Source organism: Streptomyces sp. NPDC002795, from assembly GCF_042888725.1.
GTDB lineage: Bacteria > Actinomycetota > Actinomycetes > Streptomycetales > Streptomycetaceae > Streptomyces.
This window is the reverse complement of sequence record NZ_JBIAQB010000005.1, coordinates 297,241-311,643: the sequence shown is the minus strand read 5'-3', so window position 1 is coordinate 311,643 and position 14,403 is coordinate 297,241. Positions and strand designations below refer to the sequence as shown.

Here is a 14,403-nt window from a genome sequence, read left to right as displayed (position 1 = left end):
AGCAGGGGGGCGCCGATTCGTCGGCGTATGAACGGCAGGTCACAAGGGCCTGCTCTGGGGGGAGGAACGGTCATGAGGATCAGCGTCCTAGGACTCGGCTACGTCGGCTGCGTCTCGGCGGCATGCCTGGCGGGCCAGGGCCACGAGGTCATCGGCGTGGACGTGAACCAGGCGAAGGTCGACCTGGTCAACAACGGCAGAGCCCCCGTGGTCGAGGAGCGGATCGGCGAGCTCACCGCCGAGGTCGTGCGGACCGGTGCCCTGCGCGCCACCCGCGACGTCCGTGCGGCGATCATGGACAGCGAGGTGTCGCTGATCTGCGTCGGCACGCCGTCGGAGCCCAACGGCAGCCTGTGCACCACGTACTTGGAGCGGGTCACCGAGCAGATCGGCGCCGCGCTGGCCGAGCGCAAGGGGGAGGGCGGCCGGCACACGGTCGTGTTCCGCAGCACCATGCTCCCGGGCACCTGCCTGAACCTGCTGGTGCCCATCCTGGAGAAGAGCCTCGGCGGCACGGCGGGCGTCGACTTCGGCGTCGCGGTCAACCCGGAGTTCCTGCGCGAGGGCACGAGTGTGCGGGACTTCTTCGACCCGCCCAAGACCGTGATCGGGCAGCTCGACCAGGCCAGCGGCGACGTCGTGGCCCAGCTGTACGAAGGGCTGCCCGGCGAGGTGTTCCGGGTGCCGGTCCCGGTCGCAGAGGCGATCAAGTACGCGGACAACTCGTTCCACGGACTCAAGATCGGCTTCGCGAACGAACTGGGCGCCGTGTGCCAGGCGTTGGGCGTGGACTCGCACCAGGTGATGGACGTGTTCCTCGCCGACCGCAAGCTCAACATCAGCCCCGCCTATCTGCGGCCCGGCTTCGCCTTCGGCGGCTCCTGCCTGCCCAAGGACCTGCGCAGCCTCGTGCACGCGGCGCGGCGGGCCGACGTCTCCGTGCCTATCCTCTCCCACGTCCTCGCGTCCAACGCCGACCACCTGCAACGGGCGGTGGAGCTCGTCGAGCGCACCGGAAAGCGCAAGGTGGGCCTGTTCGGCCTGTCCTTCAAGCCCGGCACCGACGATCTGCGCGAGAGCCCGCTCGTGGAGCTGGCGGAGCGGCTCTACGGCAAGGGGTACGACCTCAAGATCTACGACGCCAACGTGAGCCTCTCCCGGCTGATGGGCGCGAACCGCGAGTACATCGAGGGCCGGCTCCCGCACCTCGCACAGCTGCTCGCGGACTCCGTCGACGACGTGTTGGACCACGCAGAGGTGTGCCTCGTCGGCACCAGAGATCAGGCCGTCCTGTCGGCGCTGCCGCTCAGCGGCGGCCCGGCGATCGTCGATCTCGTCCGCCTTCCCGACGCCGAAGCGCGCCGGGCCGAACCGGGGTACATGGGCCTTGCTTGGTAACGCGATGAACGAAGAAACAACCCACGGCGGCGGGCCGAACCGGCGCGCGCTGATCCTGGTGGAGAACCTGTCGGTCCCCTTCGACCGAAGGGTGTGGCAGGAGTGCACGACGCTGCGCGACGCGGGCTGGACCGTGCACGTCATCTGCCCACAGGGGACGAAGCGGGACACGGAAGCCGAGACGGTGATCGACGGGGTGCGGATCCACCGCTACCCGCTGCGCGCCGCCACCGGCGGACCGGCCGGCTATCTGCGGGAGTACGGCTCCGCGCTGTGGCACACCGCCCGCCTCGTCCGCAAGGTGGGACCGGTCCACGTCGTCCACGCCTGCAACCCACCGGACCTGCTGTTCCTGGCGGCCGGTTGGCTGAGAAGGCGCGGCGCGCGGTTCGTCTTCGACCAGCACGACCTCGTGCCCGAGCTGTACCTCTCGCGGTTCGACCGCGGCGAGGACCTGCTCTACCGCGGCGTGTGCGCCCTCGAACGGCGGACCTACCGGGCCGCGGACGTCGTGCTCGCCACGAACGAGAGCTACCGCGACGTCGCGCTCGGGCGCGGCGGCAAGCGGCCGGAGGATGTCTTCGTGGTGCGCAGCGCGCCCCAGGTTGACCGCTTCCAACCCGTGCCGCCCGAACCGGAGTTGAAGCGCGGCAAGCCGCACCTGCTGTGCTACCTCGGCGTGATGGGCCCCCAGGACGGCGTCGACTACGCCCTGCGGTCCCTCGCCAAGCTGCGCGACGAGCTCGGACGGACCGACTGGCACGCCGTGTTCGTCGGCTCCGGCGACGCCTTCGACGCGATGGTGGAGCTCTCCCGGGAGCTCGGGCTTACGGACCAGGTGGAATTCACCGGTCGCGTCCCTGACGCCGACCTGGTGCGCTACCTGTCCACCGCGGACGTCTGCCTCTCGCCCGACCCGCGCAACCCGCTCAACGACGTATCGACCATGAACAAGGTCCTGGAGTACATGGCGATGGGCCGGCCCATCGTCTCGTTCGACCTCAGAGAGGCGCGCGTCTCCGCAGGTGAAGCGGCGCTCTACGCGCGTGCCGACGACGAGGCCGAATTCGCCGGTCTCGTCGCGCGACTCCTTGACGACCCCGAGCAGCGCGCCCGGATGGGCAAGATCGGCCAGGAGCGCATCGGCGGGCCGCTGTCCTGGCGGAACTCGCAGGAGTCACTGCTGGCCGCCTACGCCGCCGCGGTGGCGGGGCGCGGACCCTCCCAGGCAAGGAGGAGGCGGCGTCGGTGATCGACGACACGATCCGCCTGGTCACGATCGGCCGGATACTCCGTAGAAGGTGGCGGCTTCTCGCCGTCCTCACCGTGGTCGGCGCGCTCGTCGGCTACGGCGTCTCCGTGGTGTTCCCACCGCGGTACACGGCGTCGGCATCCGTGCTGCTGCCGGGCCAGTGGGAGGAGCGCGAGCTGCTCACACAGGTGGACATCGCGACGAGTTCGTCGGTCGTCGACCGTGCGGCCGCCAAGCTCGACTGGGCGGGCGTCAACGGCACCGACCTGCGCGACCGCGTGGCCGCCAAGGCCGCCGACGGCAACATCATCACCGTCTCGGGCACGGCCGAGGACCCGAAGCGCGCGCAGCAGCTCAGTGACCGGGTGGCCCAGCAGTTCGTCGCGTTCTCCGCGCGGATCGCGGGTGGCGCGACCGACGCCGACGCGGCCGCGGGACCCGAGGCCCTGCGCAAGAAGGTGCAGGAGACCAACCGCCGGATCACCGACCTGGCCGAGGGCGCCGACCCGGGCCGCACCGTCGAGGGTGTACAGGCCCGCACCGCGCTGGAGAACCTGCGCAACTCGCTGGAGGCGGCCATGAAGAAGCTGGAGGAGGCCGACCCGGCGACGGACAAAGCGAGCATGGTCGTCATGGGCCCGGCCACGAAGCCGACCGGTCAGGCGCCGCCGACGAGGACGCAACTCATCGTCGCCGGAGCGCTGCTGTTCTTCCTGATCGCCGTCATCGGCCATCTCACCTCCGCCCGGATGAACCGCAGGCTGCGGACCGAGCAGGAGATCGCCTCCGCGCTCGGCTCGACGCTCCTCGGGGCCGTCGACGTGCCCGGGGAACAGCGGGCGCAGCGGGACCAAGGAGGCGGCCCGCGGGCCGGACTGCGCCGCCTGCTCGGCACCGACATCCGATGGGACGTGCCGGCCCCGCAGCGGTCCGGCGACGAGGCCGCGCGACGCACCCGCTACCGGCGGGTCTGCGCCCGCATCCGCGCCGAACTGCCCGCCCCCCGACGTCTGTTGGCCGTCGTCCCGGACGGCGACGAGCTTGCCCTGCGGGCCGCGGGGCAGCTCGTCGCCGAGGCCAAGGGCGACCCGGCGCTGCGCGTGGTCGTGGTTCCCGTGGACCGGCCGATCGTGCCGGACCGCGGCACCGAGTCGGGCGCCGTGGTCGTCCTCAGCGCCGGCAGCTGGACCTCCGAAGAGCTCACCGGCATCGCCGAGGCGTGCGCCGACGCACGGCAGGAGATCGTCGGCATCGTCGTGGCGGGACCGGTCAGGGCCCGCCCCGCGGGACCAACCGAGCAGCCGCCGGACCATGCCACTCCCGCGCTCGCGGTGCGCGGCCACGCGACGGGAGGCTCGGCGTGACGACGAACAGGAATTCGGAGTCGGCGGCGGGCACCCCGCTGCTCGACCTGCACGCGCTGGTGGTCGCGGTGCGCAGGCGCCGCCGCCTGTGGGGCGCCCTGGCGCTGCTCGGGCTCATCGTCGGCGCGGCGGTGGCGGTCCTGCTGCCGCCGCCGCCCAGCGCGGTGACCAAGGTGCTGGTCGCACACCAGGAGGACCAGCCGAACGACACCGGGACACTGATCCGCACCGACATCGAGGTGCTGGGGACCACACGCATCGCCAAGGACGCCCTTGAGACCCTCAAGTCCCCGGAGAGTCCCGAGGACTTCATGAAGGACTACCGGGGCACCGGACTGACCAACAACGTGCTCCAGATCGATGTGACGGCCGACAGCGACGCGCTGGCGGTGGACCGGGCCAAGGCGCTCGCCGACGCGTTCGTCGCCGACCATGTGCGCCGGATGCGGGCGGCGGCCAAGGCCGAGTCCCAGGCCCTGCTCGACCAGCGCGACCGGATGCGTGCGGAGCTCGCCCGGGTCAACAAGGAGATCGGCGACCGGTCGCCGGAAACCGAGCCGCAGGACTCCGCCGGCACCGAATCGCTCTTCTCCCGCCGGGCCGAACTCAACTCGCGGATCGCCGACTTCGACCAGCGGGCCGCGGAGGCGCGCACCGGCACACCCAAGGTCGTCGCCGGTACGCAGATCGTGGACGCGCCGCGCGCGGTGAAGCACTCGCTGCCCAAGGCGGCCGCCACGAACGCCGCGATCGGCCTCGTCCTCGGCCTCGTCCTGGGGCTCGCCCTGGCCGCGGTCGGCGCGGTGGTGGCCGACCGCCCCGTACTGCGCCGGGACATCTCGGCGAACCTGGGCGCCTCCGTCATCGCGGAGCTGCCCCGGCGATCCGGCGGTCCCTGGCGGCGCAGGGGCACGCGGGCCACCCGCGAACGCCTCACGGCGACCCTGGCCCGCACGGTGCACGGCTCCGCGGAACCGCTGTCGCTGCTCGAACTGGGCTGCGCGCGCGGCACGAGCACGATCGCCCTGGACCTCGCGGGGGCCCTGGCGGCGGAGGGCCCGGTGGTCGTCATCGACGGACTGCCAGGGCCGCAGCTCGCCGACCACCGCCCGCAGCCGGGCGGCCCCAGGATCGTCAGCGGTGAGCACGCCGCGGCCGTCCCGCCCCAGGACCGCAGGATCGGAGTCGGCTCCGTGGCGCCCGGTACGGCGTGGACCGACCTCCAGTACCTCGGCGCCCAGACCGTGCTCGTCGTGCGGGCCGGATACGGCAGCGCCGCATGGCTGCACACCGTGGCACGCCAACTCGCCGAGCAGCGCATCCCGGTGATCGGTGTGGTGCTCATCGACCCCGATCCGCGGGACCGCACCGACGGCACCCTCTGGGACGGCCTGCACACCGCGCTGCGCGGCCGGGGCGAGAAGACGGCCCGGCACAACGGGTCGGGCCCGCGGCGCACGGAGCGCAAGCCCGCGTGGGCCGCACGGGGCGCGGACAACGACCAGGAGGCTCGGTAGCACATGTGTGGCATCGCAGGCACCTACCGGTGGCCGGACGGGAAGGTCGTGACCGACCGGCTCACCGACACCCTGGCCCACCGCGGTCCCGACGGGGCAGGCCGCTACGGCCACCCCGTCGGCGACGGCGAAGTGCAGCTCGGGCACCGCCGGCTCTCCATCATCGACCTGTCCGAGACCGGCGCCCAGCCGATGGTCTCCGACGGACTCGCCCTGACGTACAACGGCGAGCTGTACAACGCACCCGAACTGCGCGCCGAACTGGAGTCCGCCGGGGTGCGCTTCCGCGGAACCTCCGACACCGAGGTGCTCCTGGAGGCGTGGCGGCGCTGGGGCACGGACTGCCTGCCCCGGCTGCGCGGCATGTTCGCGTTCGGGATCTTCGACGAGCGCACCGGTGAACTGGTCCTCGCACGCGACCAGTTGGGCATCAAGCCGCTGTTCCTGCTGCGGCGCGGCGGCGGCCTGGTGTTCGCGTCCGAGCTGAAGGCGCTCGCCGCGGGCACCGGCGGGAAGCTGGAGGTGGACCACGCGGCCCTGGTCGCCTCGCTGCTGTACTACTGGGTGCCGGACTCGCGCTGCGCGTTCCGCGAGGCGGAGAAGCTGCCGCCGGGCAGCTGGATGAGGTTCCGGCCCGACGGAGCGGTGGAGCGCGGCCGGTACTGGAACCTGAAGGACGTCGCCACCGAGGGCCGCGAGCGGGCCCGCAGCGGTGAACAGCCCGACCTGGCCGCCATCATCGAGGAGTCCACCGAGCGACACCTGATGTCCGACGTGCCCGTGGCGACCTTCCTCTCGGGCGGCCTCGACTCCAGCTATCTGACCGCCATCGCGGCCCGGCGACAGCCGGGGATCTCCGCCTACACGATCGGCTTCCGGGCCGAGGACGCCAAGTTCGAGGCGATGCCGGACGATCTGCGCTATGCCCGGCAGGTCGCCCAGCGGTTCGGCGTCGACCTGCACGAGATCGAGATCGCGCCGAACGTCCTCGACCTGCTGCCGCAGATGACGTACTCCCTGGACGAGCCGATCGGCGACCCCGCAGCGATCAACACGTATCTGATCTGCCAGGCCGCCCGCGAGGCCGGCGTCAAGGTGATGCTCTCGGGGATGGGCGCCGACGAACTGTTCGCCGGATACCGCAAGCACCTGGCCAACCTGATCGCGCTGCGCTACCAGCGCGTGCCCCGGCCACTGCGGCGCGGCGTGTCCGCGGCCGTCGACCGGCTGCCCGTGGCCACGTCCCGGCGCGGCCTGCGTTCGGTGCGCTTCGCCAAGCGGTTCCTCTCCTTCGCCGATCTGCCGGAGGAGACCGCGTTCCGGCGCAGCTACACCATGTACGACCAGCAGGAGCTGCTCGCGCTGATCGACCCGGACCTGGCCCCGGCGGTCGACGACGTACTGACCGAGCACGCGGACATCTACGAGGACAACGAGCTCGACGACTTCGTGAACCGCATGTGCCTGGGCGACGCCCGGATGTTCCTGCCCGGCCTCAACCTCGCGTACACGGACCGCTCCAGCATGGCCGCGTCGACCGAGGTGCGTGTCCCGTACGTCGACGTGGAGGTGGTCAAGGCGGCGTTCGCCTTCCCCGGCGACCGCAAGATCGTCGGACGGCAGGGCAAGGCCGTGCTCAAGGAAGCGGCCACCTCGATCCTGCCCCGCGAGATCGTCCACCGGCCCAAAGGCCTGTTCAGCGCCCCGCTGCGGGCCTGGATGAGCCGGGACCTGGCACCGCTCGTACGCGAGGTGATCAACGACGGTGAGCTGGTCCGCTCCGGGTTCCTGCGCCGCGACGCGCTGCAACGGCTCGCAGCGGCGGACGCCGCGGGACAGAGCGACTACTCCAAGCATCTGTGGCACGTACTGACCCTCGAGTACTGGTATCGCGACGCGACCTCTGGGTCCGACAAATGCACTCGGTCAACAGCTTAGGAATTCAGAGGAGTTCGGGTGAAGCAAGTTGTTCAGAACTACAAGAGCGGCGAGTTGGCGGTGCTCGACGTGCCGGTGCCCGGGTGCAAGCCCGGCGGCGTGCTCGTGCGGACCGGCTACTCGCTGATCTCCACCGGGACCGAGCTGATGAAGGTGTCCGAGGCCGGCATGTCGATGCTGGGCAAGGCCCGCTCACGCCCTGACCAGGTGTCCAAGGTCATGCAGAGCGTGGCCACCAACGGGGTGCCCGCGACCTACCGCAAGGTGATGGGCAAGCTCGACTCCTACACGCCGCTCGGCTACTCGCTGTGCGGGGTCGTCGAGCAGGTCGGCGCCGGTGTCGACGACGTGAAGGTCGGCGATCTCGTGGCCTGCGCCGGCAACGAGCACGCGCTGCACGCCGAGCTCAACTGGGTGCCGAGGAACCTCTACGCGCGCGTGCCGGAAGGCCTCGCGCCCCGGCACGCCGCCTTCGGCACCGTCGGTTCGATCGCCCTCCAGGGCGTCCGCCAGGGCGAGCCGCAGCTCGGCGAGTCGGCTCTCGTCATCGGCCTCGGCCTGATCGGCCAGCTGGTGGTGCAGCTCCTCAACGCCGCGGGCGTCCGCGTCGTCGGCGTCGACCCCGACCCGGCGCGCTGTGAACTCGCCGAACGGCAGGGCGCCGCGGCCTGCGGCGACCCCGAGTCCGCCGCCGTGGCGGCGGCGGTCGCCGAACTGACCGACGGACACGGCGTCGACCAGGTGTATCTGGCGGCCGGCGGCTCCAGCAATCAGCCCGTCGAACTGGCCGCCAAGCTGTGCCGGGACCGCGGCCGCGTCGTCGACATCGGCAAGTGCCGCCTCGACCTGCCCTGGAACGCGTACTACGAGAAGGAACTCGACGTCCGCTTCTCCCGCTCGTACGGGCCCGGCCGCTACGACCCGTCGTACGAGCTGGAGGGGCGCGACTACCCGATCGGCTACGTGCGCTGGACCGAGCGCCGCAACCTGGCGTGCTTCCTCGATCTCCTCGCGCGCGGCAGCGTCGACGTGGAGCCGCTGATCACCCATGTCGCCGACTTCGACGACGCCGTCGAGACGTACCAGCGCCTGAAGGACGGCGAACTCAAGGCGGTGACCGCGCTGTTCCGCTACCCCGAGCAGGCGGTGGAGGCCGAGGCTCCGGTGGTGGCCGTGCCCACGGTGACCGCCGCCAAGGCGAGTCGGGCGCGCGCCACAGGAACGCGCCCGGTGCGCCTCGCGTTCGTCGGCGCGGGCAACTACGCCACGTCGATGCTGCTGCCGCACCTCACCGGTCGCGAGGGCGTCGAGCTGGCGACCGTCGTCACCACGACGGCCCTGTCCGCCGCCAACGCGCAGCGCAAGTTCGGCTTCGCCCAGGCGACCACCGACCTCGACGCCGTGCTCGGCGACACGTCCATCGACGCGGTCTTCGTGGTCACTCGGCACAGCTCGCACGCCGACCTGACCCGGCAGGCCCTACTCGCGGGCAAGACCGTGTTCGTGGAGAAGCCGCTCGCGCTCAGCGAGGACGAGCTGGCGGGCGTCCTCGCGACGGTGGAGGAGTCCGGCAACGACCGACTCCAGGTGGGCTTCAACCGCCGCTTCTCCCCGCTGCTGCGCGAGGCCAAGCAGCGCTTCGGCGCCCGCACGGGCCCGGCGCACCTGCGCTACCTGGTCAACGCGGGCCGGCTCGACCACGGCAGCTGGTACCTCCAACAGGGCACGGAGGGCTCCCGGTTCGCAGGGGAGGGCGGCCACTTCATCGACACGGCGAGCTGGCTGCTCGACGCCGACCCGGTCTCGGTGTACGCGACCGCCACGTCCGGCAACGAGGACCTCCAGGTCGTGCTCCGCTACCCGGACGGCTCCACCGCCACCATCAGCTACGTCACCACCGGCCCGGCGGCCTTCCCCAAGGAGACGCTCGACCTGGTCGCGGACGGCCGCGCCCTGCGGCTCGACGACTTCGTGCGCGCCTCGGTGTACTTCAATGTCACGGCCGGCCCCAAGCGGTGGGTCAGTTCGCGGCTTCCCAAGGCCCGGGACAAGGGCCAGAACGCCGAACTGGCCTCGTTCATCAAGGCCGTTCGGAGCGGCGGCCCCATGCCCGTACCGCTGGAGTCGCTCGTCGCCACCACGGCGGCCACCCTCGCCGTGCAGGCAGGCCTGGCCGGCGGGGCGCCCGTCACCTTGGCGGGGCCGCGATGACGATGAGCGCGGGCTGGTACCTGCGGCGCCTGTCCCGGATGGGGCCGCAGGAGGTCGTGGGCCGGGTGGGCGACGCGGCGCGCAGGCGGCGCTGGCGCTCCTCGCGGCCCACCTCCCCGAGCGTCACCGGCGCCCGGTTCACCTCGGTCCTGCCCGAAGGGGCGCTCGCCGAGGTGCCGCCGGAGGCCGCGAAGCGCCTGATCGCGGAGGCGGACCGGCTGATGTACGGGCACGCCGAGTTCTTCGGCGTGGTCCGCGACGACATGGTCGACCCGGACTGGTGGCACGACCCGAAGACCGGCCGCCGGGCCCCCTTCGGCTACGCCTTCGGCGTGCCGTACCGCGACGAGGACGTCGTCGGAGACATCAAGCAGATCTGGGAGCCCTCCCGGCACCAGTACCTCACTCGACTCGCCACCGCCTACGCGCTCACCGGGGACGACCGGTACGCCGAGCGTGTGGCCGAGCACCTGCGCTCGTGGTGGGCGGCCAACCCGCCGCTGCGCGGCGTGCACTGGCTCAGCGGCATCGAGCTGGGCATCCGGCTGCTCTCCTGGGTGTGGATCCGCCGGCTGCTGGACGGCTGGCCGGGCGTCTTCGACCTGTTCGAGGACAACCCGGTGGCGGTGCACCAGATCTGGCACCACCAACGCTGGCTCGCCGCCTTCCCCAGCCGGGGCTCCTCGGCGAACAACCACGTCATCGCCGAGACCGCCGGGCAGTTCGCGGCGTCCTGCGCGTTCAACTGGTTCCCGTCGTCGCCGCGTTGGCGCAAGGCTTCGCTCACGTCGCTGGAGCGGCACCTGCGTCGCAACACCTTCCACTCCGGTCTCAACCGTGAACTGGCCACCGAATACCACGGCCTTGTACTGGAGTTGGGCCTCGCGGCCGTCGCCGAGGCGGACGCGGCCGGGGTGCCGCTGCCCGCGACCGTACGGATCGTGCTGCTGCGGATGACCGACGCGCTCGCGGCTGTCGTCGACAACCGGCTGCGTCCGCCGCGCCAGGGAGACGCGGACGACGGCCACGGCCTGCTCGTCGACGGCGCGGGCAGTGACCGCTGGGGCTCGCTCCTCGCCACCGGGGACGCCGTGTTCGGCCGGCTCGACTGGTGGCCGGAGGCGGCTGGCACCGATGTGCGGACACCGCTGCTCGCCGCACTGATCAAGCCCGCCGCACCCACCGTGCGGCGCCCGGCGGGCCGTCCGGCACACTTCGCGGACGCGGGCCTCACCATCCTGCGCGGGCAGGGGAGTTCGGGCGAGATCTGGTGCCGCTGCGACGGCGGACCGCACGGCTTCCTGTCCATCGCCGCGCACGCCCACGCGGACGCGCTGTCCGTGGAGGTCCGCCACGACGGCGTCGACGTGCTCGCCGACCCGGGGACGTACTGCTACCACGGGCAGCCCGAGTGGCGGCGCTACTTTCGGTCCACCGTCGGCCACAACACCCTGGAGCTCGACGGCGCCGACCAGTCCGAATCCGGCGGCCCGTTCCTGTGGACCCGGCACGCGCGCACCGAGGTCCTGGAGGCAGGCGCGGACCGCTGGCTCGCCGAACACGACGGCTACCAGCCCTCCGCGCACCGCCGCCGGGTCGAACTGCACACACAGCGCCAGGAGGTGACGATCACCGACGAGGTGAACGGGCCGCGCCGCGACCTGCGCCTGGCGTTCCACCTCGGACCCGAGATCACCGCGGAGCTGTCGGGCAACCGGGCCCTGCTGACCTGGACGCGCGACGGCGAGGACCGTTCCGCCGAGCTCGACCTGCCCGAGCGGCTGACCTGGCAGGCGCACCGCGGCGCCACCGAACCGCCGCTGGGCTGGTACTCCGCCGGATTCGGGCGCAAGGAACCCGCCACCACGCTGATCGGCGGCGGATCCGCCGACGGCGCGGGGGAGTTCACCACCGTGCTCAGGTTCCTGGGCTAGGAGGGGAGGGAAGACGTGGGTATCAAGTGGCGGCACTGGGCGTGGCCGGCGGCACCGCTGACGCTGGTCCTGCTGGCGGCGACGGGCTGTACGAGCACGCCGGACGACGGAGCCGAGCCGTCCGCTTCGCCGTCCGGGCAGGGGGCTGCCCGTGCGACCGCGGCCCGCGTCTGCGACAAGCCGTCGGGCGGACCGGAGAAGGCACCGAAGGGCGCGGTCACGGTCGACCCCAAGAAGGTCAACGACCTGACGGAGAAGACCAAGAGCCACCCGGCGGGCACCACGTTCTGGCTGAAGCCGGGCAAGCACCGGCTCGAGTCGGCGCGCTACGCCCAGGTCATCCCCAAGAAGGGGAACCGCTATATCGGCGCGCCCGGCGCGGTGCTCGACGGCCGGAAGGTCAACCAGTACGCGTTCGGCGGCCACGCCCCCGACGTCGTCATCCGCTCTCTGACGGTGGAGCGCTTCGTCCCGCAGCAGAACGAGGGCGTGGTCAACCCCGGCTCGGCCGACGGCTGGGTGATCGAGCGCTCGACGATCCAGCGCAACGCGGGCGCCGGGATGATGACCGGCTCCCGCCAGAAGATCCGCGCCAACTGCCTGCGCGAGAACGGCCAGTACGGAGTGAACGGCTACAAGGAAGGCGACACCGCCCGCGGCCTTGTGATCGAGAACAACGAGGTCGTCGGCAACAACACCGACGACTGGGAGAAGAAGCAGCCCGGCTGCGGCTGCACCGCCGGCATGAAGTTCTGGGCCGTCAAGAGCGCCGACATCCGCGGCAACTGGGTGCACGACAACCGCGGCGTCGGACTGTGGGCCGACAACAACAACAACGACTTCCTCATCGAGAACAACCTGATCGAGGAGAACGACGGCGCCGCGGTCATGTACGAGACCAGCTACAACGCGGTCATCCGCGACAACACGATGCGGCGCAACAACTGGATCAGCGGCGGCAAGCCGGCCGAGCGCGGCGACAGCTTCCCCTACGGGACCGTCTACATCTCCGAGGCGGGCGGCGAACCACGGGTCAAGGCCCGCACCGACAAGCTTGAGATCTACCGGAACCTGATGGAGAACAACTGGAACGGCATCACCCTCTGGGAGAACTCCAACCGGTACTGCAACAGCCCGGCCAACACCTCGACCGGTGAATGCACGCTGCTGGTCAAGGACGTCAAGCGCTGCGCGCGTCCCGCGATCGCGAAGGCACCGCTCTACGACGACTGCCGGTGGAAGACCCAGCGGGTCGACATCCACGACAACCGCTTCATCCTCGACACCTCCGTCGTCAAGTGCACGGACAAGTGCGGCCGCATGGGAATCCTGTCCCTCTACGGCAGCTATCCGGACTGGTCGCCCTACAAGGGCAAGCGGGTCGCCGAGGCGATCACCAAGAAGCAGGACAACCGCTGGCACGACAACGTCTACCGCGGGCCCTGGACCTTCGTCGTCGAGGACATGAGCCGCGTCGTCGACCGCGGGGACTGGCAGGACGCGCCGTTCAAGCAGGACGCGGGCAGCACCTTCCGCCCGAAGGCCGGTGGTTGAGATGGGACGGGACATCGTCGCCACACCGAAGGCCGTCGGCATCGTCTGGCTGCTGCTCGGCATCAACACGATGGGCTCCGCGGGAGCGAAGACCATCTTCCCGCTGCCGCGCTCCATCATCCAGCTGGTCACCATGGGCTCGCTGGTCGTCGCCTTCGCGCTGGCGCTCGCGCTCAACACACGGCTGCGGATCCGGCCCAGCGCCTTCCTGTTCCTGCTGACCCTGCTGCTCGTGCCCAGCGTGATCTCCAGCCTGGGGATCGGTCCCGGCGGACTGTTCCGCTGCACCCGGCTCGCGCTCTTCATCGGCACCCTGTGGCTGCTGAGCTGCTGGTGGGACGGCAGCCTGAGATTCGTCCGCTACCACATCCGGATGTACTTCGGGGTGCTGATGACGGTGGTCGCGGGCCTGGCCATCTCCCCGGGCGCCGCCATGCCCGAGCTGTACGGCGGGCGGCTCGTCGGAGCGCTGTGGCCGCTCACCCCGCCGCAGATCGGCCAGTACACGGCCGTGATCATCGGGCTCACCGTGCTGCTGCTCGTCGGCCGCCGGATCGACAGGACGAGCGCGGCGGTCGTCATCGTCCCGTGCCTCGTGCTGCTCGCCCTCACCCACACCCGCACGGCGACCGTCGGTCTGCTCGCCGGGCTCGCGCTGGCGATCTGCTCGCTCCTGCTGACCAGCGCCGCCGCCCGCCGCTTCTTCGGATGGTCGGTGCTGGTGGTGACGGTGGCCGCGGTGGGCTTCGCCTCCGCGGTCCAGGCGTGGTTCCTGCGCGGCCAGAACAAGGAGTACTTCACCAGCCTCACCGGCCGGGCCAAGGTCTGGGACGCGCTCCTCGCGGCGCCCCGGTCGAGCGCCGAGCAGTTCTTCGGCTCGGGCCTGGGCGACAAGTCGTTCGGGGGGCTGCCGATCGACAACAGCTGGCTGGCCGCCTACAACGAACAGGGCCTGATCGGTGTCACCCTCGTCGCGGCCGCCCTCCTCGTCCTCGGGGCCGTCGCACTGCTGCGGCCTCCGTCCCTTGAGAGGGCCTGCGCGATCTTCCTGATCAGCTATGTCGTGCTCTCCTCGTACACCGAGGCCGGCCTGGGCGACGCCTCGCCGTATCTGCTGCATCTGGCCCTGGCCGCCACGCTGTTGGCCGCCCCCGCCGACACCGCACCGCTGCCGACGCCCACGGTGCCCCGACGACGTATCCCGCGCTGGGCCCGGGAACGGGAGGTGAGCTGAC

At 71.4% G+C, this 14,403-nt stretch carries 9 protein-coding genes; all 9 read left to right on the top strand.

The window, feature by feature from the left end; translation table 11 throughout:
- Nucleotides 1–72: 72 nt before the first annotated feature.
- From ACFYWS_RS17485 to ACFYWS_RS17445, 9 genes are read left to right on the top strand one after another with little or no spacing between them, the layout of a single operon-like run.
- Nucleotides 73–1,398, top strand: a complete 1,326-nt coding sequence (locus tag ACFYWS_RS17485) for a nucleotide sugar dehydrogenase (RefSeq protein WP_389276584.1) — start codon at nt 73–75, stop codon at nt 1,396–1,398.
- 4 nt (nt 1,399–1,402) lie between these two features.
- Complete coding sequence (locus ACFYWS_RS17480) at nt 1,403–2,650, top strand: glycosyltransferase family 4 protein (RefSeq protein WP_389276581.1); 1,248 nt, start codon at nt 1,403–1,405, stop codon at nt 2,648–2,650.
- Entirely contained in the window at nt 2,647–4,014 is a 1,368-nt protein-coding gene (locus ACFYWS_RS17475) for a Wzz/FepE/Etk N-terminal domain-containing protein (RefSeq protein WP_389276578.1), read from the top strand. Before ACFYWS_RS17480 ends, ACFYWS_RS17475 begins: the two co-directional genes overlap by 4 nt.
- Complete coding sequence (locus ACFYWS_RS17470; protein ID WP_389276575.1) at nt 4,011–5,531, top strand: Wzz/FepE/Etk N-terminal domain-containing protein; 1,521 nt, start codon at nt 4,011–4,013, stop codon at nt 5,529–5,531. The genes ACFYWS_RS17475 and ACFYWS_RS17470 overlap by 4 nt, the downstream gene beginning before the upstream one ends.
- A gap of 3 nt (nt 5,532–5,534) precedes the next feature.
- Nucleotides 5,535–7,469 carry an asparagine synthase (glutamine-hydrolyzing) gene (gene asnB, locus ACFYWS_RS17465; RefSeq protein WP_389276572.1) on the top strand — a complete coding sequence of 645 codons (1,935 nt, stop codon included), beginning with the start codon at nt 5,535–5,537 and terminating at the stop codon, nt 7,467–7,469.
- 18 nt (nt 7,470–7,487) lie between these two features.
- A complete protein-coding gene (locus tag ACFYWS_RS17460) occupies nt 7,488–9,680 on the top strand; it encodes a bi-domain-containing oxidoreductase (RefSeq protein ID WP_389276569.1) in 2,193 nt (730 codons plus the stop codon).
- Nucleotides 9,677–11,614: an alginate lyase family protein gene (locus ACFYWS_RS17455; RefSeq protein ID WP_389276566.1), complete on the top strand. Its 1,938-nt coding sequence runs from the start codon at nt 9,677–9,679 to the stop codon at nt 11,612–11,614. Before ACFYWS_RS17460 ends, ACFYWS_RS17455 begins: the two co-directional genes overlap by 4 nt.
- 15 nt (nt 11,615–11,629) lie before the next feature.
- Nucleotides 11,630–13,168, top strand: coding sequence for a right-handed parallel beta-helix repeat-containing protein (locus ACFYWS_RS17450; protein WP_389276563.1), 1,539 nt, complete (start codon nt 11,630–11,632; stop codon nt 13,166–13,168).
- Nucleotide 13,169: 1 nt separating this feature from the next.
- The gene (locus ACFYWS_RS17445) at nt 13,170–14,402 is read left to right on the top strand and encodes an O-antigen ligase domain-containing protein (RefSeq protein WP_389276560.1); all 1,233 of its coding nucleotides are present in this window, start codon (nt 13,170–13,172) and stop codon (nt 14,400–14,402) included.
- Nucleotide 14,403 lies beyond the last annotated feature (1 nt).

What these genes read in the sequence shown, in the direction of transcription:
- ACFYWS_RS17485 (WP_389276584.1), top strand. Translation starts at nt 73, where the DNA reads ATGAGGATCAGCGTCCTAGGACTCGGCTACGTCGGCTGCGTCTCGGCG.
- ACFYWS_RS17480 (WP_389276581.1), top strand. Translation starts at nt 1,403, where the DNA reads ATGAACGAAGAAACAACCCACGGCGGCGGGCCGAACCGGCGCGCGCTG.
- asnB (WP_389276572.1), top strand. Translation starts at nt 5,535, where the DNA reads ATGTGTGGCATCGCAGGCACCTACCGGTGGCCGGACGGGAAGGTCGTG.
- ACFYWS_RS17455 (WP_389276566.1), top strand. Translation starts at nt 9,677, where the DNA reads ATGACGATGAGCGCGGGCTGGTACCTGCGGCGCCTGTCCCGGATGGGG.
- ACFYWS_RS17445 (WP_389276560.1), top strand. Translation starts at nt 13,170, where the DNA reads ATGGGACGGGACATCGTCGCCACACCGAAGGCCGTCGGCATCGTCTGG.